The organism is Pseudooceanicola nitratireducens (assembly GCF_900109195.1).
Lineage (GTDB): Bacteria > Pseudomonadota > Alphaproteobacteria > Rhodobacterales > Rhodobacteraceae > Pseudooceanicola > Pseudooceanicola nitratireducens.
The window spans coordinates 67,244-87,618 of the sequence record NZ_FNZG01000003.1; the positions used below are offsets into that span (position 1 = coordinate 67,244).

General features: G+C 63.5%; 18 protein-coding genes and 4 tRNA genes. 7 read left to right on the plus strand and 15 right to left on the minus strand.

Annotation, left to right across the window (positions count from 1 at the left end):
- Window position 1: 1 nt before the first annotated feature.
- On the minus strand, window positions 2-880 hold the full coding sequence (locus BMX99_RS10980) for a glycosyltransferase family 2 protein (protein WP_093451513.1): 879 nt from the start codon (window positions 878-880) through the stop codon (window positions 2-4).
- Window positions 881-1,010: 130 nt separating this feature from the next.
- Between BMX99_RS10980 and BMX99_RS10985 the strand changes: the two genes are divergently transcribed.
- Window positions 1,011-1,772 carry a hypothetical protein gene (locus BMX99_RS10985; protein WP_244525551.1) on the plus strand — a complete coding sequence of 254 codons (762 nt, stop codon included), beginning with the start codon at window positions 1,011-1,013 and terminating at the stop codon, window positions 1,770-1,772.
- Here BMX99_RS10985 and BMX99_RS20015 read toward each other — a convergent pair.
- The 3 genes from BMX99_RS20015 to BMX99_RS11000 form a co-directional block, all read right to left on the minus strand.
- Window positions 1,769-2,575 (minus strand): CatB-related O-acetyltransferase, encoded by an 807-nt coding sequence (locus tag BMX99_RS20015; protein WP_093451515.1) that lies wholly within the window; start codon window positions 2,573-2,575, stop codon window positions 1,769-1,771. The two genes, BMX99_RS10985 and BMX99_RS20015, sit on opposite strands and share 4 nt — an antisense overlap.
- A gap of 113 nt (window positions 2,576-2,688) precedes the next feature.
- A tRNA-Asp gene (locus BMX99_RS10995) sits at window positions 2,689-2,765 on the minus strand.
- A 197-nt stretch (window positions 2,766-2,962) separates the two neighbouring features.
- A tRNA-Asp gene (locus tag BMX99_RS11000) sits at window positions 2,963-3,039 on the minus strand.
- 266 nt (window positions 3,040-3,305) lie between these two features.
- On the opposite strand from BMX99_RS11000, the gene BMX99_RS11005 reads away from it, so the two are divergent.
- A complete protein-coding gene (locus tag BMX99_RS11005; protein WP_093451518.1) occupies window positions 3,306-4,544 on the plus strand; it encodes a lytic murein transglycosylase in 1,239 nt (412 codons plus the stop codon).
- A gap of 16 nt (window positions 4,545-4,560) precedes the next feature.
- On the opposite strand, the gene BMX99_RS11010 is transcribed toward BMX99_RS11005, so the two are convergent.
- Window positions 4,561-4,636: transfer RNA gene (locus BMX99_RS11010), tRNA-Val, on the minus strand.
- 46 nt (window positions 4,637-4,682) lie between these two features.
- Here BMX99_RS11010 and BMX99_RS11015 point away from each other — a divergent pair.
- Window positions 4,683-5,453, plus strand: a complete 771-nt coding sequence (locus tag BMX99_RS11015; protein WP_093453217.1) for an HAD-IIB family hydrolase — start codon at window positions 4,683-4,685, stop codon at window positions 5,451-5,453.
- Window positions 5,454-5,516: 63 nt separating this feature from the next.
- Window positions 5,517-6,737 (plus strand): glycosyltransferase family protein, encoded by a 1,221-nt coding sequence (locus tag BMX99_RS11020; RefSeq protein WP_093451520.1) that lies wholly within the window; start codon window positions 5,517-5,519, stop codon window positions 6,735-6,737.
- Between the two features lie 405 nt (window positions 6,738-7,142).
- Here the strand turns inward: BMX99_RS11020 and BMX99_RS11025 are convergent, their stop codons facing one another.
- From BMX99_RS11025 to BMX99_RS11035, 3 genes are all read right to left on the minus strand, one after another.
- On the minus strand, window positions 7,143-8,888 hold the full coding sequence (locus tag BMX99_RS11025) for a sugar phosphorylase (RefSeq protein WP_093453220.1): 1,746 nt from the start codon (window positions 8,886-8,888) through the stop codon (window positions 7,143-7,145).
- Window positions 8,889-9,086: 198 nt separating this feature from the next.
- A tRNA-Val gene (locus BMX99_RS11030) sits at window positions 9,087-9,161 on the minus strand.
- Between the two features lie 104 nt (window positions 9,162-9,265).
- Entirely contained in the window at window positions 9,266-9,649 is a 384-nt protein-coding gene (locus BMX99_RS11035; protein ID WP_170848751.1) for an HU family DNA-binding protein, read from the minus strand.
- Window positions 9,650-9,877: 228 nt separating this feature from the next.
- Between BMX99_RS11035 and BMX99_RS11040 the strand changes: the two genes are divergently transcribed.
- Entirely contained in the window at window positions 9,878-10,060 is a 183-nt protein-coding gene (locus BMX99_RS11040; protein ID WP_093451525.1) for a hypothetical protein, read from the plus strand.
- Window positions 10,061-10,132: 72 nt separating this feature from the next.
- Here the strand turns inward: BMX99_RS11040 and lon are convergent, their stop codons facing one another.
- Window positions 10,133-12,547 carry an endopeptidase La gene (lon, locus tag BMX99_RS11045; protein ID WP_093451528.1) on the minus strand — a complete coding sequence of 805 codons (2,415 nt, stop codon included), beginning with the start codon at window positions 12,545-12,547 and terminating at the stop codon, window positions 10,133-10,135.
- Between the two features lie 495 nt (window positions 12,548-13,042).
- Here lon and BMX99_RS11050 point away from each other — a divergent pair, with 495 nt between their 5' ends.
- The gene (locus BMX99_RS11050; protein ID WP_093451531.1) at window positions 13,043-13,678 is read left to right on the plus strand and encodes a PAS domain-containing protein; all 636 of its coding nucleotides are present in this window, start codon (window positions 13,043-13,045) and stop codon (window positions 13,676-13,678) included.
- 134 nt (window positions 13,679-13,812) lie between these two features.
- Here BMX99_RS11050 and BMX99_RS11055 read toward each other — a convergent pair whose 3' ends face one another.
- Window positions 13,813-14,808: an ABC transporter substrate-binding protein gene (locus BMX99_RS11055; protein ID WP_093451534.1), complete on the minus strand. Its 996-nt coding sequence runs from the start codon at window positions 14,806-14,808 to the stop codon at window positions 13,813-13,815.
- 372 nt (window positions 14,809-15,180) lie between these two features.
- Here BMX99_RS11055 and BMX99_RS11060 point away from each other — a divergent pair, with 372 nt between their 5' ends.
- Window positions 15,181-15,741 carry a VPLPA-CTERM sorting domain-containing protein gene (locus BMX99_RS11060; protein ID WP_170848750.1) on the plus strand — a complete coding sequence of 187 codons (561 nt, stop codon included), beginning with the start codon at window positions 15,181-15,183 and terminating at the stop codon, window positions 15,739-15,741.
- 152 nt (window positions 15,742-15,893) lie between these two features.
- On the opposite strand, the gene BMX99_RS11065 is transcribed toward BMX99_RS11060, so the two are convergent.
- From BMX99_RS11065 to hydA, 5 genes are read right to left on the minus strand one after another with little or no spacing between them, the layout of a single operon-like run.
- On the minus strand, window positions 15,894-16,742 hold the full coding sequence (locus tag BMX99_RS11065; protein ID WP_409371776.1) for an ABC transporter permease: 849 nt from the start codon (window positions 16,740-16,742) through the stop codon (window positions 15,894-15,896).
- Entirely contained in the window at window positions 16,739-17,656 is a 918-nt protein-coding gene (locus tag BMX99_RS11070; RefSeq protein ID WP_093451539.1) for an ABC transporter permease, read from the minus strand. The genes BMX99_RS11065 and BMX99_RS11070 overlap by 4 nt, the downstream gene beginning before the upstream one ends.
- Window positions 17,653-18,078: a GNAT family N-acetyltransferase gene (locus BMX99_RS11075; RefSeq protein WP_093451542.1), complete on the minus strand. Its 426-nt coding sequence runs from the start codon at window positions 18,076-18,078 to the stop codon at window positions 17,653-17,655. The genes BMX99_RS11070 and BMX99_RS11075 overlap by 4 nt, the downstream gene beginning before the upstream one ends.
- A complete protein-coding gene (locus BMX99_RS11080; protein ID WP_093451545.1) occupies window positions 18,071-18,853 on the minus strand; it encodes an ABC transporter ATP-binding protein in 783 nt (260 codons plus the stop codon). Before BMX99_RS11080 ends, BMX99_RS11075 begins: the two co-directional genes overlap by 8 nt.
- The gene (gene hydA, locus BMX99_RS11085; protein ID WP_093453226.1) at window positions 18,854-20,314 is read right to left on the minus strand and encodes a dihydropyrimidinase; all 1,461 of its coding nucleotides are present in this window, start codon (window positions 20,312-20,314) and stop codon (window positions 18,854-18,856) included.
- Window positions 20,315-20,375: the final 61 nt, after the last annotated feature.

Below are 20,375 nucleotides of genomic sequence, written 5' to 3' on the forward strand. Positions count from 1 at the left end.
GTCAGAAAAGACCGAAGAACCGGTCCGGCAGGCGGAATTGCACCGCCACATCGGGCCGGTCGAATTCATAGAATCCCGTGTCGCCACGCGGGCGGAAGCTGCGGGCCATGGCGTCGCGGAAGGGCTTCATCTCGAACCCCTCGGCCAGGGGCAGCGCCGCGAATCCTTCGAATTCGGCCCGATCGTCGCCACGCGCCTCGGCGAACCAGTGCCGCCCGATCGAGGCCTCGGCCACGCTCTCGACCCCGACCTCTGCCGTCACCGCATTGCGCCGGTCCATCGCCTGCTGATAGGCGGCGAAATCGCAGAACTTCAGGTGAAACAGATACAGGTTGTCCGGCGCATTAAGCTGGTCGTACTGCGTGTAATGTCCGCCACGGGCGATCTTGGTCGCGGTCGAGATCACGCAAGGTTTGGAATAATGCGGGGCCAGGCGCACATGGGCGCGCGGGCCCAGAACCTTGTCGGTGATCGGCAGATCCTCAAGATCCAGGCGCTGCACGACCTCCAGCCCAAGCGGCGTGAACACCCGGTTGGTGCGCCGACGCTCCAGGAACTCCAGCAGGGTCTTGCCCGAGGCCGGGTCGACCACCACCAATTCGTCCACGTCCCCCACGATTACGTGGCCATAATAGCCGCGCAGCCCCGTCACGATGCCGTTCAGCAGCCGCCAGCGCTTGGCATCAAAGTTCTTGTGCGGATCCCCCGGCAGGCCGATGATATTGGCCCCTTTGGCCAGCTTTGCCACCGCATCCCCGCGCCCGTGGTTGATGACATAGCAGTTCTCAAGCCCCAGGTGGCCGCCGTAATAGTCCAGCCAGATCCGCAGGAAGAATTCATCGTCGCGCACCATGGTGACGGCGCAGGCGGTGGATTGCATCGATCAGCCCCTCTTGTCGCGTGTTGACCACGTTTCGGCCATCTGCACTGCAGGGCCGCTTTTCCCAAGCAATAACTTGTTTTTCCCCGCGTGAGAATCGTAAACCAAGTGGACCAGACCCGAGGTTCCGATGCTGCCATCCGACTTTGCCGAAACCGGACGCCACGCGCTGCGCCGTCAGGACACCCCGCCGGCGATGTTCCAGGTGATCGGCGAACGCGGCTCGGGCACCAATATCCTGCGCAAGATGATCGAGAAGAACGTCGATCTCTTCCGGACCGAGGCGCTTGGCTGGAAGCACGGCTTTCCCCGCATGCTGGCGGTGCCGCGCAACCTGTTGACCATCGTCTGCATCCGTGACGCCCGCGCCTGGGCCCTGTCGATGCACAAGCGGCCTTGGCACGGGCATCCATCGCTGCAACTGCTTGAATTTTCGGACTTCATTCGCGCAACCTGGCGCGGCAAGGTCGACCGGATCGCGGATTTCGAAACCATCCACCCCGAGCTTGCGGCAGAGGGAGAGGAACTTCAATTTGACCGCCACCCGCTGACCGGCCGGCCCTTTGGCAACCTTTTTGCGCTGCGCCGCGCCAAGCTTGAGGGGCACCTGTCGATGCTGGTGCGCGGCGGCGATGTGGCCGTGATCCGCATGGAAAGCTTTCTGGCCGATCCCGAGGGCACGCTGGACTGGCTTTGCGCCGCCTATGGGCTGACCCGCAAACACGCCGATCTGAAGACCGTCAAGGCCCGGCTGGGCAACCGCTTCAACACCTCGGTCGATGGCTATACCCGCCCCGACACGCCCGATGCCCTGTCGCCGCGCGACATGGGCTTCCTGCGCGCCCAGCTTGACCTGACGCTCGAGTCGCAGCTGGGCTACACCTACGATTAAGTCCCCACGACACCCATCTTTGCCAGCCGGCGCAACAGCGACGTGCGGTCGGGATCATACCGGCGCAGATCACTGGCCTGCGCGATGGCGGTGACCAGCGCCGCCGGGTCGCCCATGGGCAGGCGCAGCAGGTCCTCCAGCTCGATCTCCCACCACCGGCTGTCGTGAAGCGCGGCACAGATCTCATCGGGGAAGCGCTGGCGGATCACCCGGCCGGGGTTGCCGCCGATCACCGCGTAGGCAGGCACATCCTTGGTCACCACCGCCCCGCCCGCGATCACCGCGCCGTCACCGATAGTAATCCCGCCACGCAGCACGGCGCCGTCCCCGATCCAGACGTCATGGCCGATCACCAGCGGGCCGCGCTGTGGTTGCGGTGCATCGACCGGCGCGGTGATCTGCGGGCGCTGGCCTGTCTCGACCTCGCGCGAGGCGGCATAGGCGGCGAAGAATTCGCGCTGCGGGTTGAAGAAGGCGGAGGAGGACGACGCGGCCTCGACCGGGTGGCGAAAACCGGTGAACCGCACGCCAAGCCCGATCGAACAGAACCGCCCGATCCGCGTGGTACCGGGAAAGGCCGAGGCGACCTCGGAAAACGACCCGACCGAGGGGATCTGATCCCCGTCGGCCAGGGTCGAGAAGGGTTCGACCACGCAGTCAGGCCCGATGGCGATCACCTGCCCGATTTTCCAGCGGCGCGGATAGCCCGGCCGCATCTTCCCGCGCATGCCGGTGCGCTTCTGGAAAATCGCCAGCGATTCGAATGCCTTGTGAAGCGCTTCGGTAACTTCGATCTTTGCCATGTCTTTCCCGCCTTGCCGGGATCAGACTGGCAAAGGCAGGCCGAATTTGCCAGCACAATTGCGACAGACGCAATGCGCTAAAATGCGAAACAATATCATGCAGGAGGGGGAAGTGGCGCGGTTGACGGGGCTCGAACCCGCGACCCCCGGCGTGACAGGCCGGTACTCTAACCAACTGAGCTACAACCGCGCGTGAGGGGCGGAATAGGTCATGCCCCGCGACCCGTCAAGCAGAAATCGACCTTCGCCGGGCAGCTTTTCGCGCCGCCGGGTGTCTGCCGGGACAGGTTGGGAAAATGCACGCAAACCAGCCCCCTGAAACGCGAAAAGCGCCCCGGAAGGAGCGCTTTTTCACCGATATCCAAGAGGATCAGGATATGACAGCAGTGGCGCGGTTGACGGGGCTCGAACCCGCGACCCCCGGCGTGACAGGCCGGTACTCTAACCAACTGAGCTACAACCGCGCAGCTGCTGTGGAGGGCGTGATATGGCCCCCATGCGACGGCGTCAAGCATGAAAACCGCGAAAATTTCATCGCATCCGACGAAAGCTGTGGAAAGCCCTTGGTTTGTGGATCGCGGGGCGGGTGAAAACCTTGCCGCCGTGCCGCTTGCCGCGCCCAAATCGGCCCGGACGGGCCACATCCTGCATCCCCGGTGGCCAAATCACCCCGCCGCTGCCTATGCTGTTCCCGACGCCCCCCCGCGACCCGGCCCAAGGAAGCCCCCCGATGATCCTGCGCGCCCTCTGCCTGTGCCTTTGCATCCTGCTGATGCCCCTGCCCGCCCTTGCGCAATCCCGGGCCGCTGTTGAGGCGCAGTTTCAATCCTGGCTCACTACGACGCTCTGGCCTCAGGCGCGGCGCGCCGGGATTGCCCGCGCCACCTTTGACAGCGCCTTTCGCGGTGTGACGCTGGACTGGTCCCTGCCCGACCTTTCGCCCCCCGGCGGCCCCAAGGTCCCGCAGCAGCAGCGTCAGTCCGAATTCGGGGCCCCCGCGCGTTATTTCACCCGCGGCACCCTGGACAGCGCCACCAGCATCGGCCGCCAGATGGCCCGCCAGCACGCCACCGCCCTGGCCCGGGCCGAGGCCCGCACCGGTGTGCCCGCCCGCATCATCCTGGCGATCTGGGGCCGCGAAAGCAGCTATGGCCGCGCCGCGATCCCCGAAAACGCCTTTCGCACCCTGGGCACCCTGGCCTTCATGGGCCGCCGCGATGCCTATTTCCGCGACGAAGTGATCGCCGCCCTCAAGATCGCCCAGGCCGGTCACGCCCCTGCGGGTGCCATGAAAAGCAGCCGCGCCGGGGCGCTTGGTCAGCCGCAGTTCATGCCATCGAACTTCCTGAAATACGCTACCGACGGCAATGGCGATGGCCGTGCCGACATCTGGCGGTCCGAGGCAGATACCATCGCCTCGATCGCCGCCTACCTTGCCAAGCACGGCTGGCAAAAGGGCCGCGACTGGGGGTTCGAGGTCACCCTGCCCGCCACCCTGTCCTGCGCGCTGGAAGGCCCCGATCAGGGCCGACGCATCCGCGACTGGGCAGCGCTTGGCGTCACCCGCACCTCGGGCCGGCCCTTCCCGCAGCCCGAGGCCAATGAGGACGGGTTCCTGATGCTGCCCGCCGGCCGCCACGGCCCCGCCTTCCTGGTCACGCGGAATTTCTACGTGCTGAAGGACTATAACATGAGCGATCTTTACGCGCTTTTCGTCGGCCACGTGGGCGACCGCATCCAATATGGATCTGGCGATTTCCGAACAGATTGGGACACCCTTGGCCGCATGAACAGATCCGACATCGCCGTGATGCAACGCAGCCTTCAGGCCATGGGGCATGACACCGGCGGGGCCGACGGCCTGCCCGGCTTCCGCACCCGCCGTTCAATCGGGCGCTGGCAGGAGGCAACGGGCAGAACAGCAACCTGTTTCCCGACCGCATCGCTGGTCAAGGCATTGGCAAAGTGACGGATTTCAGGAAGGATGGTGGGTGATGAGAGACTCGAACTCCCGACATCTTCGGTGTAAACGAAGCGCTCTACCAACTGAGCTAATCACCCGTGCGGCGGCACATAGCGCATGTGGCACACCAAGGGCAAGGGCCATATGACACAGCCTCCGTTTATCGTCTTCACTGATCTCGACGGCACCCTGCTGGATCATCACGATTACAGCTGGACGGCGGCGCAGCCCGCGCTGGATCACCTGGCCGAACGCGGCGTGCCGGTGGTTCTGGCCTCGTCCAAGACCGCGGCCGAAATCGCCCCCCTGCGCGCCGCCATGGGTCTGTCGGCCTGCCCCGCCATCGTGGAAAACGGCGCCGGCATCCTACCCGCCCATGCCACGCCCGATGACGACGCCGCCCCCTACGCCCGCCTGCGCACCACTCTGGACAGCCTGCCCGCCCCCCTGCGCAAATGCTTCACAGGCTTTGGCGACATGACCGACGCCGATGTGGCCCAGATCACCGGCCTTGCCCCCGACAGCGCCCCCCTGGCCCGCCGCCGCGCCTTCTCGGAACCCGGGCTGTTTGACGGCGATGAGGCCGCGCGTAAGGCCTTCATCGCCGCCCTCACTGACTTGGGCGTCACCGCACGTCAGGGCGGCCGATTTTTGACCCTGTCCTTCGGTGGCACCAAGGCCGACCGGATGGAGGAGATCGCCGCCCTCTACGGCCATCCCCGCACCGTGGCCCTGGGCGATGCCCCGAATGACGTCGAAATGCTGGAAACCGCCGATCGCGGTTTTATCATCGCGAACCCCTCGGGCACGCCGCTGCCGAAACTTGCCAAGGAAGACGGCATGACCATCACCCGAAGCAAAAATCCCGGCCCAAGCGGTTGGAACGAAAGTATTCTCGCGCTAACTTTTCCGTGAGCCCCGGCCAGACCCGTGGCCAGACCTGCGCTCAGCCCCTAACCCGGACAAAGGATTTTCGACGTGGCGGATTTTCATCAGAACGGCAATATCGCCACGATCCACAACCTGCGCACCCGCACGACCGAGGATCTGACCCACGAGCTGGTCAGCTATTCCTCGAACCGCAAGATCTCTCTCATACTGCCCTCGCTCTATTCCGAGCTCGAGGGCGAGGCGCTGCCTAGGATCCTCTCCGAACTGGCCCAGGTCCCCTATCTGCACCGCATCGTCATCGGCCTCGACCGCGCCGATGAGGCCCAATACCGCCACGCCCGCGAATTCTTCTCGGTTCTGCCGCAGAACCACGTGGTGATCTGGAACGACAGCCCGCGCATGAAGGCGATCGAGGCCCGGCTGGAAAGCCTTGGCCTGGCCCCGACCGAACCCGGCAAGGGCAAGAACGTCTGGGGTTGCATCGGCTTCCTGCTGGCCTGCGCCGACAGCGACGTGGTGGCGATCCACGATTGCGACATCGTCACCTACGAAAAGGAACTCCTGGCCCGGCTGGTCTATCCGGTAGTGAACCCGAATTTCCCCTACCAGGTGGCCAAGGGCTATTACGCCCGTGTCGGCGGCGGCAAGATCAACGGCCGCGTGGCGCGGATGCTGGTCTCTCCGCTGCTGATCGCCATGAAGAAGGTCATCGGGGACCGCGATTATATCGATTTCCTGCGCGCCTTCCGCTATTCGCTGTCGGGGGAATTCGCCATGCGCACCTCGATCCTGGCGGATCTGCGCATCCCCTCGGACTGGGGCCTGGAAATCGGCGTCCTCTCCGAGGCCTGGCGCAACCTCGCCCCGAAATCCGTCTGCCAGGTCGAGATCGCGGACCACTACGACCACAAGCACCAGGACCTGTCCGAGGACGACAAGACCACCGGCCTGTCGCGCATGTCGATCGACATCTGCAAGGCCGTCTTCCGCAAGCTCGCCGCCGATGGCACGGTCTTCAACGAAGAGGTCTTCCGCACCCTCAAGGCGACCTACTACCGCTCGGCCCTCGACCTGCTCGAGGCCTATTACAACGACGCCACGATGAACGGCCTCACCGTCGACCGCCACACCGAGGAACGCACCGCCGAGCTGTTTGCCGAAAACATCATGGAAGCCGGCCGCATCTTCCTCGACAACCCCTCCGAGACGCCCTTCATCCCGACCTGGAACCGCGTCCACGCCGCCGACAGCAGCCTGATGACCGATATGCTCAAGGCGGTGGCGGCAGATCTGAAGGATTACGGCTAAGGGGGGCTAGCCCCCCGTCCTTCGGACTCCCCCCAGGATAATTATGAAAACCAAAGAGTGGGCGGCGCGGCGCATCTGCCCTCTTTGGTTTTTTCAAATATCCCGGGGGTGGTGGCAAAGCTTCAGCTTTGACGCCAAGGGGGCAGCGCCCCCTGCCACGTTCGTTTTTTTCCACTTGCCTCGGATAAGGGCGCGATCTCTCGCCTGGCCGCCGCGTCTCGCGACTGGGGCACTGCAAACAACGGTTAGACTGGGCCCCCTGCCACGTCCGTCGTCTGCACTTGCCCAAGGGGGGCAGAGCCCTGTTCCACCCGCCCGCCGCTTCTCGCATCGTGGGGACTGTTAGCAACGGTTGGATTGCGCCCGCTTTTATAAAAAGGAGTGCGCCGCAGGCGCGCCTTTGGATTACGCGCGGTTGGTGATCCAGCGGCACTGGTAGGGGGCGAAGGCGATGCTGGCGTCCGTGGGGTCGATGCTTTCGCCGGTGATCAGGTCCACCCAGTCCTCGCCTTCGATCAGGTTGATCGCATAGGGGTCGATGTCGAAGGCATCCGAGGACACGTTGTGCAGCGCAAAGATCGACTGGTCGCGGTCCAGGCTCTGCCGCCATAGCCCGAAGATCCGTTTATCCAGCTGCAGCGTGAACTGGGTCGCATTGGGGTGGAAGGCGCGCTGGCGGCGGCGGATGTCGATGCGGCGCTTCATCTCTTCCAGCACCACGTGCTGGTTGGTTGCGGGATCGGCCAGCCGTTCTTGCAGCACGCCGTAGTCCCATCTGTGCCGGTTGATCGCGCGGTTGTGGCCCGACTTCTCGACCCCTTCGTGATCGTTCGGCGTGGCGAGAAGCGAATGGATGTAGAAGGCCGGGATGCCTTCCAGTGCCATGACCAGCGTCTGGCTGGCAAGGAAGCGGGCGATCTGATGATCGTCCTCTCCGGCGAAGGTGCCTTTCATCGCCTCGAACCAGGTGATGTTCAGTTCATAGGGGCTTTCGCCGCCGCCGGGCAGCGCGCGCATGGACACGCGGCCACCAAAATCTCGAACCGTTTCAATCACCTGCGCGGCGTCTTCGGGCGACAGGATGCCTTCGGCCGGGCGCATGCCGATGCCGTCGTGGCTGGCGGTGAAGTTCAGGTAGGCACAGCCCAGCTGCGCCGGGGGCATCGCCCCCTGCCAGCGGATCAGCTTGTCCGCGCGGCCCGACATCATCGCATGCAGCACCAGGGGCGGCAGCGAGAAGTTGTAGACCGCGTGCGCCTCGTTCCTGTTGCCGAAATAGCTGAGGTTCTCGGCATTGGGCACATTGGTCTCGGTCAGCAGAATCAGCGGTTCCGTCGCGAAATCCGCCAGCAGGCGCATCAGCCGCACGATGGCATGGGTCTGCGCCATGTGGATCGAGCGGGTGCCGACCTCTTTCCAGATGAAAGCCACCGCATCCAGCCGCAGGATCCGCACGCCATTGTCGATATGCAGCCGCATGACCCGCAGGAATTCCAGAAGCACCTCGGGGTTGCGGAAATCCAGGTCGATCTGGTCGTGGCTGAAGGTGCACCAGACGTGGCGGATGCCGCGCGATGTCTCGACCTCGCGCAACAGGGGCTGGGTGCGCGGGCGCACCACGTCGGACAGGTCATCCTCGGGCGAGGCTTCGAAGAAGAACTGATCATAGGGCGCGTGGCCCTGCAGGTAGTCGTTGAACCAGGTCGACTGGGACGACACGTGGTTCAGCACCAGGTCGGACATCAGCAGGAATTCCGACCCGATCCGCGAAATATCCGCCCAGTCGCCCAGCACCGGGTTCACCGCCCGATAATCCGTCACTGCAAAGCCGTCGTCCGAGGTATAAGGAAAGAACGGCAGAATATGCACGCCGTTCACCACGCCCGCCATTTCGCGATGCAGGAAATCCCGCAACAGATCCAGCGGCTTATGCTGCCCGTCGATGATCGAATTGCCATAGGTGATGACCAGCGCATCGCGTTCCGACCATTGCCGGTTGCCCGGCGTCCGGCCGCGTTTGCGGTGGCTGGAGCCTTCGGGCCAGAAGGCATCGGTGATCTGCTGACCCAGCTCATCAGCCGGGTGATCGGGGTAGATCTGCGCCAGAAGGGCAGTCAGGCGGGCGCGAAACGTTGCGTCGAAATCAAGCATGGGATCCATAGGGCTTTCCCTTCACATCCCATTTCGCCGGATCAGAGGCAAGGTGCTTGACCCTTCCCCGGCCCGCATTGCCACAACCGGGCGGGCAATAGCTGAATATCTCGCTGAAATCGGGGGCCTGGGCAGAAAACCGACGGGTCATGCCGCCCTGGGATCAGGGCCGGTTCAGAACATCAGACGAAAAGGGAATGGTGGGTGATAAGAGATTCGAACTCCTGACATCTTCGATGTGAACGAAGCGCTCTACCACTGAGCTAATCACCCGTAGGCTGGGTCTTTAAACGGCAATCCGGGGCGTGGCAACCCCGGTTTTCACGCTTTCCGCACCGTCGCTGGCCAGCGCGCTGAACCGTCGCGTACCGGTCGGTTTATTCACGCCCCTCGGGCGCCGCATCCTGGCGCAACCGGGCTTCGATCACGCGGCGGTCGCCCTTGCGGGTGGCGCGTTTGACCTTGAGCTTGCCCAGACCCGGCAGGGACAGATCCCGCCCCTCGCCCAGGGCGGAGCCGATCTGGTTCAGCGCCTCTTCCAGCACACGGCGGACGTCGGCGCGTTTCAGGTCCTGCCCCTCGGCCACCTGGTCCAGAAGTTCTTTCAACCGAAGCTCGGGCACGTCGTCGGACGCACGGCCCTGGGGGTGGTTGGACTGCGCAGCCAGGGCCACGGCACTGCGAGCGGCCTTGCGGGCCACGCGTTTCGCATCCGAGGCCGCGCTGATAGGCGCGCCGGGGCGGGAACCATCTGTCGTCACTTGGTCACCTTTCTTGACGTATTGGCAACATATGCAGGAAGTGGCACGGATCAATTACCGCTTTCCGGTCAGCCGCCCTGCCCTGCGCATCACCCGCGCTGAAGCATCGCCCAAGCGTTACCCCATAAACCGTTGACGCATCGTGAAAATCTTCGGAAAATTCGCGCGGTTGCCTTGCTGCCGCTGTTGAAACCGATCTGCCGGTTTCCCGTAACCAGGAGAATTTTGATGAAAACACTGACTTTTGCCCTGATCACATCCACCGCCCTGACCGGGGCGGTCCAAGCCGGATCCTATGCCGAACCCGCTGTCGAGGCCCCCGTCATTGTGCAAGAGGCGACGAATTCCTCGGCCGGGGCGGCGCTGCCGCTTTACCTTGCGATGCTGACCGTCATCGCGGCCCTGCAGTAACGAAAACGCCCCGGTCGCTGTGACCGGGGCGTTTCCCTGTTTGCGGCACCCCTGCGGGCACCTGGACCACGCTTAATGCGCGGTCGAGCTTTGCTCGGACCCGCCGGGCATGGCCGCAGCACGCGCCATGGCGGCGTCTGCGGCGGCTTCCTCGTCCCATTCCACCGCCTCGGGCGTGCCCGTCAGCGCCAGTTTCAGAACGTCCCGCACGTGGGTCACGGGGATGATCTCCAGCCCCTCTTTCACGTTGTCGGGGATGTCGGCCAGGTCCTTCTCGTTCTCTTCGGGGATCAGCACCGTCTTGATGCCGCCACGAAGCGCCGCAAGAAGCTTCTCCTTCAACCCGCCGATGGCCGAGGCATTGCCGCGCAGCGTGACCTCACCGGTCATGGCGATGTCCTTGCGCACGGGGGTCTGCGTCAGCACCGAGACAATCGCCGTCACCATGGCCAGACCGGCCGAAGGGCCATCCTTGGGCGTCGCGCCATCGGGCACGTGCACGTGGATGTCCATCGTGTCAAAGCGCGGCGGCTTCACCCCGATTTCGGGCGCGATCGAGCGGACGTAGGACGACGCCGCATCGATCGATTCCTTCATCACGTCGCCCAGTTTCCCGGTGGTCTTCATCCGGCCCTTGCCCGGCAGGCGCAGCGCCTCGATCTGAAGCAGGTCTCCCCCGACGCTGGTATAGGCCAGCCCTGTGACAACACCGATCTGGTCTTCCTTCTCGGCCAGACCATAGCGGTACTTCTTCACGCCCAGATACTCATCCAGGTTCTCGCCGGTGACGGTCACCGTCTCGGCCTCGCCCTTGATGATCGAGGTAACGGCCTTCCGCGCCAGCTTGCCCAGCTCACGCTCAAGGTTCCGCACGCCCGCTTCGCGGGTATAGCGGCGGATCATCTCCATCAGCGCCTCGTCCGAGACCTCGAATTCGCCTTTGCGCAAACCGTGGTTCTTGATCTGCTTGGGCAGAAGATGCCGCTTGGTGATTTCAAGCTTCTCTTCCTCGGTGTAGCCGGCCAGCGGAATGATCTCCATCCGGTCCAGAAGCGGCCCGGGCATGTTGTAGCTGTTCGCCGTGGTCAGGAACATCACGTTGCTGAGGTCGTATTCCACCTCAAGATAGTGGTCCACGAAGGTCCCGTTCTGTTCAGGGTCCAGCACTTCCAGCATGGCCGAGGCCGGGTCGCCCCGGAAGTCCTGACCCATCTTGTCGATCTCATCGAGAAGGATCAGCGGGTTGGTCGTCTTGGCCTTTTTCAGCGCCTGGATGATCTTGCCGGGCATGGACCCGATATAGGTCCGGCGGTGACCGCGGATCTCGCTCTCATCCCGCACGCCGCCCAGGGAAATCCGGATGAACTCGCGCCCCGTCGCCTTCGCCACGGATTTACCAAGCGAGGTCTTACCGACACCCGGAGGGCCGACAAGGCACATGATCGGGCCCTTCAGCTTCTTGGATCGCTGCTGCACGGCCAGGTATTCGACAATGCGTTCCTTGACCTTCTCAAGCCCATAGTGATCCGCATCCAGCACCTCTTCGGCACCGTGCAGGTTCTTCTTCACGCGCGACTTCACGCCCCACGGGATCGACAGCATCCAGTCCAGGTAATTGCGCACGACGGTCGCCTCGGCCGACATGGGCGACATGTTCTTCAGCTTCTTCAGCTCGGCTTCCGCCTTTTCGCGGGCTTCCTTGGACAGCTTGGTCTCGGCGATGCGGCTTTCCAGCTCGGCGATCTCGCCCTCGCCGTCCTCACCGTCGCCCAGTTCCTTCTGAATGGCCTTCATCTGCTCATTCAGATAATACTCGCGCTGCGTCCGCTCCATCTGGGATTTCACGCGGGTCTTGATCTTCTTCTCGACCTGCAGAACGGACATTTCGCCCTGCATCAGCCCATAGACCTTCTCAAGCCGCTCGCTGATCGACAGCGTCTCCAGAAGCTCCTGCTTCTGCTGCACCTCGATGCCCAGGTGACCGGCGACCAGGTCGGCCAGCTTCGCGGGCTCCATCGTCTGGCTGACGGCGCTCAGCGCTTCTTCGGGGATGTTCTTCTTGACCTTGGCATAGCGCTCGAACTCTTCCCCGACCGAGCGCAGCAGCGCTTCGATGGTTTCCTCGTCGCCGGTGACCTCGTTCAGATACTCGGCCTTGGCTTCGAAGAAATCGGGGTTGTCGACGAATTCAAGGATCTGCACACGCGTGGTGCCTTCGACCAGCACCTTCACGGTGCCATCGGGCAGTTTCAGCAGCTGCAGCACATTGGCCAGCACGCCGGCGTCATAGATGCCGTCGGCCTGGGGGTCGTCTTCAGCGGGGTCGATCTGGCTGGACAGCAGGATCTGCTTGTCTTCGGCCATGACCTCCTCAAGCGCCTTGACGGATTTGTCACGTCCCACGAACAGCGGAACCACCATGTGCGGAAACACCACGATGTCGCGCAGCGGCAGGACGGGATAGGAGGGGTTAAGAGGCTCTTGCATGCTCTTTCCTTATCTTGGGCAAGACCCGCCGTCCCGGGTGCGGCAACGCGTGGGTCTTCCTGTTCACGTAAGCTGAATCTGGGGTGCCTGTTCTTGGATTCAACCGCTGGCAGGTACTCTGCCCGTCCGCGCGGGGGAAGCCAAGGCCGATATGGCCGCGTTTTGACGAAAACACCGCGCGATTCGACGCTTTTCACCCGCGTTTCGCAGGCTTAGCCACGGTTTCGTGATTTTGCCCCCACGCCACTTATTCCCGCATCCCGCGCCTTGCCTGACCCAGCCTGCACCGACAGGCACGACCTCAAGCGCGACCAAAGTCGCAGAACCTATCCCTTTGCATAATTGTTCTCCTGGTTTAATTGCCAAAACCAGCGTTGCCCGGTATCCCTTCTGTCACCTTTTCCAAATTCCGCCATTTCGGCCCGGGACCGTCCCGGGACCTGCTCCGAAATCCGCACTCCGCCTTGCCGTTTTATTCAGCCCCGGGACACTGCCATGTCGCTCGTTGGTGAAAATTACGATCACGCCGTGCCTGCGCTTTCCTCGATCCTGGAAAGCATCGGTCAACGCAACCTCTGCATCAAGGTGCTGGACCGGGACGGCCGCATCACCGCCGTGAACACCCGCGGGCTCGAGCTTCTGAAAACCACCCAGGACCAGGTCTGCGGCCAGGTCTGGACGACCTTCTGGGACGGGGCCGCCGCCACGCAGGCGCGTCAGCTGATCACCCAGGCGCTCTCGGGGCAGACCGGCGGCTTCAACGGCACCTTCCACGGCACCGGCGAACCCACCCAGTGGGAGATCGAGGCCTGCCCGCTTTCCTATGCCAACGGCATGGTCGACACCGTCCTGGTGATCTCGGCCCTGCTCTCGCCCGCGCCCGAGGCCCGGCAGGGGGCAACGCCCGAAGACGATCAGGACACGCTCGACCAGCTGGCCGAGATCCTGCACACCTTCGCCAATGTCACCTCGACCCTGGCGGGCACCAGCCGGGTGATCCGCAGCACCACGGATGCGGCGAAACTGGCGATGATTTCGGATCAGCTAGACCAGACCGTCAGCAATGCCAACGCGGCACTGGCCGCCATGCGCTCGATCCTGCGCCGCGACGACGAGCCCACACCCTCCTGATCGCGCCCCAGCCCCAACCACCGGCCGGACAAAAGAAAAACGGCGCACAAAAGCGCGCCGCCCCCCGGGATCATCTTGCCCAAAATACTCTCGCCGAAGGCACGGGCCCCTGGGGGCCCGTTCCCGAGTGACGCTCAGTTCAGCGCCGCGTCGGTGATCTCGCTCGTCCAGGCCCCTTCGGGCTGCGCGGTGATCACCGGGTCAGAGCCGCCCGCCAGCAGCGTGTCGACGGTGCGCTGGAAATCGGCCTCATCCAGCGCGCCGTTCGATCCGGCGGTCAGCTTGGCGATTTCACCCATCATGCGCTTCTGGTGCGCCTCGGTCTGGGCACCGGTCTCGTCGTATTCCAGGACGATCTCGGCCGCTTCATCCGGGTTTTCCTCGGCGTATTTCCAGCCCTTCATCGAGGCGCGGACGAATTTCACCATCTTCTCCTTGAAGGCGGGATCTTCCAGGTTCTCTTCCAGAACGTAAATTCCGTCTTCCAGCGTGGCGACGCCCATGTCCTCGTACTTGAAGGTCACCAGCTCATCTTCGGACACACCCGCATCCAGAACCTGACCATATTCGTTGTAGGTCATGGTGCTGATGCAATCGGCCTGGCGCTGGATCAGCGGATCGACGTTGAAGCCCTGCTTCAGAACCGTCACGCCATCCTCGCCACCCTCGGTCGAGATGCCTTCCTGGCTCATCCAGCTGAGGAAGGGATATTCATTGCCGAAGAACCAGACGCCGATGGTCTTGCCCTTGAAATCCTGCGGACCGGTGATGCCGGTATCCTTCCAGCAGGTCAGCATCAGCCCCGATGATTTGAACGGCTGCGCGATGTTCACCACCGGCAGGCCCTTTTCCCGTGCGGCCAGCGCCGAGGGCATCCAGTTCAACATGGCATCCGCGCCACCGCCGGCCAGAACCTGGGGCGGAGCAATGTCGGGGCCGCCGGGCAGAACGGTCACATCCAGGCCTTCTTCGTCGTAGAACCCCTTTTCCAGCGCCACGTAATAGCCCGCGAACTGCGCCTGGGTGACCCACTGCAGCTGCAGCTTCACCTCGTCATCCGCCATGGCCGGAGCCGCAACCCCTGCCGCCGACACTGCGGCTGCCGCGAAAGTAGCTAGAATCTTTTTCATGTTTACCCCTGTTGGTTTTCGCCCAATGGCTTTGGGCCCTGTTGTCGGGACCCTGTTGCCTTGGACCCTTCTTGTCTTTCGACATGCGGCTGATGACATGCGTCAGGCCGCTTTGGGGTCACGCAAGAATTGACCCTCTGGTCAAAAGTTGCGCGCAGATCGCGTTTCAATCAAGAAATTTTCCAACTATTTACTCTCGGAGAGCTGCGCCAAGCCCAAAACCAAGGCAATCGCCACCCCCCAACAGCCTTTTTCGAATGGCAAGTTGACGAAAGGTAAAGAACGACCGTCAAATCGATGTGACCCCGCCGCACCGCGCTCGGACGCGACAGGATCAGCAAAACGCAATTAACGATTTGAATGGAGACTATTATGAAGACATTTCTTCTTGCAGGGGCCCTGATGGCCGCAAGCACGGGCCTGGCGCAGGCCGGAACACTGGATTTCGTGGCCTTCGGTGCTGGAACCTATGGAAGTTCCATTTCCCTGGGCGGCGCGACGATCACCAACACGTCGGGCGGGAACATCCTTGTTGGCGCGGGTGCCGCCGGTGCCGCTGACGGGTTCTGTTCGCTCAATCCAACCGTATTCAATTGCGAAGCCGACACGGAAATCGCCTTCTCCTCGGCCGTGAAAAACCTCAGCTTCGACATCGACGGCAGCCACTCCGGCGATGCCGTGGCCCTGTCGATTTACGGGCTGGGCAATCTGCTGATCACGACGCTGAACTTCAGCACGCCGGATCAGACCGTGGACCTGTCTTCCTACGGTGCCATCACGCGTCTGCTGTTTGACGACAGCTCGACCGGGGCGGGTGTTGGCTATTCGACCTTTACCTTCGACCTGGTCAATCAGGTTCCGGTCCCCGCAGGCCTGCCCCTGATGGTCGGCGGATTGGCCGCTTTTGGTGCACTGCGCCGAAAAAAGGCCTGAACCGCCCGGCGGGTCCACGCCAAGGACTGAACCCCACACCACGTGCGCCAGTTTGAACGGCTGCACGAAATACATGACACCGCCCCGGACCACCAGGTCAGGGGCGGTTCGCAGTCTTGACGACCGTACGCGATTTTACCTTGGCCAGCCGCTCAGCGCTGAGAGGGATGCCAGAAGGTCACCTTCTTCTCGATCAGGGCAATCAGCCCGTAAAAGGCCGATCCGGCGAGGGCGGCGACGACGATTTCGGCCCAGACCATGTCCAGCGCCAGCTGCCCCACAGAGGTCGAGATGCGGAACCCCATCCCCACGATCGGAGAGCCGAAGAATTCCGCCACGATCGCCCCGATCAGCGCCAGGGTCGACGAAATCTTCAGCCCGTTGAAGACAAAGGGCATCGCCGCCGGAAGCCGCAGTTTCCAGAACCCCTGCCAATAGCTGGCCGCCCAGGTTTTCATCTGGTCGCGCTGCATCGTGGTGGTTTCCTGCAACCCTGCGGTGATGTTCACCAGCATCGGGAAGAAGACCATGACCACGACCACCGCCGCCTTGGACTGCCAGTCGAACCCGTACCACATCACCAGGATCGGCGCGGTGCCGACGATCGGCAGGGCGGCGACGAAATTCCCCACGGGCATCAGCCCGCGCTTCAGGAAATCGCTGCGGTCCACCAGGATCGCGGTGCCAAAGGCCGCAAGGCAGCCGATCACATAGCCCGACAGCGCCCCCTTCACGACCGTCTGCACGAAATCCGCCCAGAGGATCGGCAGGCTGCCCATGAACCGGTCCGCGATCATCGTGGGCGGCGGCAGGATCACCAGCGGAATGCCCAGGCCGCGCACGATCAGTTCCCACAGGATCAGCAGGGTCAGGCCGAAGATGGCCGGAACGCCCAGTTGCGCCGCACGGGTGTCTGCCCGCCGACCATTGGCGATGACGACGTTCAGCCGCCAGGCCCCGGCCCAGATCAGCAGCGCCAGGATCAGGATCAACAGGCTCATCGTCCCACCCCCATGCGTTTCAGGGTCACGCGCTCAAGCCCCGCGACAATCGCCACCAGGGCCGCCGCCAGGATGGCGGTCGCGAAAAGCGCCGACCAGATCTGGATGGTCTGGCCATAGTAGCTGCCCGTCAACAGACGCGCGCCCAGGCCCCGCACCGCGCCCGTGGGAAGTTCCCCCACGATGGCCCCGACAAGGCTTGCGGCAATCCCGATCTTGAGCGAGGCAAAAAGATAGGGCACCGAGGCCGGCATCCGCAGCTTCCAGAACGTCTGGTTCGCGCTCGCGCTCCAGGTGCGCATCTGGTCGATCTGCATCGCGCCCGGCGACCGCAGCCCCTTGACCATGCCCACGACCACCGGAAAGAACGACAGATAGGCCGAGATGATCGCCTTGGGCACAAGCCCCTGAAGACCCACGGAATTCAGCACCACGATGATCATCGGCGCAATTGCCAGAATGGGGATCGTCTGGCTGGCGATGGCCCAGGGCATGACGCTCATGTCCATGGCGCGGGAATGCACGATCCCCACGGCCAGCAGAACCCCCGCGACGGACCCGATGGCAAAGCCCAGAAGCGTCGCCGACAGGGTGATCCAGCCGTGGAAGATCAGCGACCGTTTCGAGGTCACCTTCTTCTCGACCGTGGTCTCCCACAGTTCCACCGCGACCTGGTGCGGCGCGGGCAGACGGGGCTTGTCCTGGGCAAAGGTATCGCCCCAGACCGACGGGTTCTTCAGCGCAAGGGGGATCGCCCCCATCTCGCGCCGCTCTCTCGCACCCTCGGGCGTGACCACCTGCCCGGCGCGTTCCGCCTGGGTGACAGCAAAATGGATGTTCATCGGCACGCAGGCCGCGTACCACAGCGCCACGATCACGGCGACGACGGTCAGAACGGGAAATATGGCCCTCATGCGTGCCACTCCATGCGGATCTCTTCCACGGTCTCGGGCGGTTCGGGCTGATGGCGCGAGACCTCTTTGAAGCCCTCGCGCCGATAGAACCGCTGCGCCCCCCGGTTCGGCACATGGGTGTGCAGGAACAAATGATCCCGCCCCTCCTTCGCCCGGTCCATCAGCGCGCGTCCCAGCCCCTCTCCGGTGCGCGCACAATACAATGCTGCGACCTGCCCGGTGTCCGGGTTCAGCGACAGGTAGCCGGCAACCGGATCCCCGGCGACCCACATCCTGCGCTGGTCAAAGGCCCCCTCGAAAGCCTCGGTGATCACCTGGTCGGACAGGACGCGGGGAAACCACTTTGTCCCGTCGATCCAGGCGTTGATGATCCCGGCCATGGCGGGGATGTCGTCGCGTGTTGCCCTGCGTGCCTCAGTCATAGGCATGCCCTGCCCGCAGCCCTTCCCGCACCCGATGCGCGATTTCCAGGAATTCCGGCGTGTCGCGGATGTCCAGCGGGCGCTCCTTCGGCAGAGGGCTGTCGATCACATCGGTGATCCGTCCGGGCCGGGGCGACATGACGACGATCTTGGTGGACAGATACACCGCCTCGGGGATCGAGTGGGTGACAAACCCGATGGTCTTGCCCGTCCGCGCCCACAGCTTCAGCAGCTCTTCGTTCAGGTGGTCGCGCACGATTTCGTCCAGCGCACCAAAGGGTTCGTCCATCAGCAGGATGTCGGCATCAAACGACAGCGCCCGCGCGATCGAGGCGCGCTGCTGCATGCCGCCCGACAACTGCCAGGGAAACTTGCCGCCAAACCCCGCCAGGTCGACCAGTTCCAGCACCTTTTCGACACGCGCGTTCTGTTCCGCCTTGGGAAAGCCCATGATCTCAAGCGGCAGCTTGATATTGCCCGCGATGGTGCGCCAGGGATACAGCCCTGCCGCCTGGAAGACATAGCCATAGGCGCGCGCCTTGCGGGCCTCTTCGGGCGTCATGCCGTTGACACTCAGTGTGCCGCCTGTGGGTTCCTCCAGCGCCGCGATACAGCGCAGGAAGGTGGTCTTGCCACAGCCCGACGGCCCGATAAAGGACACGAAATCCCCCTTGCCGATATCCAGGTCCACGCCTTTCAGCGCATGCACGGGGCCGTCGTTGGTCTGGAAGGTCAGGTCCAGACCCTTGGCCGAAATCACTGCAGTCGAAGTCACTTAAATCCCCGCCGGAATATTCATCGGATCGCGCTGCACAGAGCGGGGCGAATTCAGCTCTTTCCACTTCGACAGCGCCTTGGCTGCGGACGAGAACGGCTTGCGCGGCACGAACCGGCCCCGGCCCGGCTGCGGCTGGGAATTCTGTCCCCAGGCCCAGATGACCTCGCCCCGGCTCAGCGTATAGCGCGGCTGGGCGGTGACCTCGTAGCCCTCGAAGACGTTGTAATCCAGAATCGAATGGTGGTTCGAGGCGCTGATCGTCTTGGAAATCGACGGATCCCAGACCACCACATCCGCATCCGCGCCGGGCACGATCGCGCCCTTCTGCGGGTACATGTTCAGGATCTTGGCAATATTGGTCGAGGTCACGGCGACAAACTCCTCGGGCGTCAGGCGGCCCGTCTCCACGCCCTGGGTCCAGAGCACGCCCAGACGCTCTTCCAGACCGTTCGTTCCGTTCGGGATTTTGGTAAAGTCGCCAACGCCCATCTTCTTCTGTTCGCTGGAGAATGCCGCGTGGTCCGTCGCCACCACCTGAAGCGAACCGGACTGCAACCCGGCCCAAAGCCCGTCCTGATGTTCCTTGCCGCGGAAGGGCGGCGACATCACGCGCTGCGCCGAATGCAGCCAGTCCTCGCTCAGGTATTCGTTGTCATCCAGGGTCAGGAACTGCGCCAGGGGTTCGCCATAGACACGCATCCCCTTCTGCCGCGCGCGCCGGATCGCCTCATGCGCCTGTTCGCAGGACACATGCACGATATAGAGGGGCGTGCCCGCCGCGTCGGCAATGGTGATCGCCCGGTTCGCGGCCTCGCCCTCGAATTCCGGCGGACGGCTCCGCGCGTGCCATTCGGGGCCGGTCTTGCCCTCGGCCAGGAACTTCTTCTGCATCAGATCGACCAGGTCGCCGTTCTCCGCATGCACCATGGGCAGCGCGCCCAGCTCGCGGCAGCGCTGGAACGAGGCGAACATCTCGTCATCCTCGACCATCAGCGCGCCCTTGTAGGCCATGAAATGCTTGAAGCTGTTCACGCCCGCGTCGACCGCATCCTTCATCTCGGCAAAGATGTTCTCGTTCCAGCCGGTGATCGCCATGTGATAGCCGATATCGGAACAGATCTGCGGCGCGGACTTGCGGTGCCATTCCTGGATCGCGTTCTTGATCGACCCATCCTCGCCCGGCAGGCAGAAATCGATCAGCATGGTCGTTCCGCCACAGGCCGCGGCCCAGGTGCCGGTCTCGAACGTCTCGGCCGCCGTGGTGCCCATAAAGGGCATCTCAAGATGGGTGTGTGGATCGATCCCGCCGGGGATCACATAGGCCTCGCTCGCGTCGATGACCTCGTCCCCTTTCAGGTTCTCGCCGATCTCGACGATCTTCTCGCCCTCGATCAGCACATCCGCCTTGATCTGGCGATCCGCCGTGACGACCGTGCCGCCCTTGATGACCTTGCTCATGTCCATCTCCCCTTGGTCCTCATGCGGACCTCTGTGGCAGCCCTCTTCGGCAACCCTCTTT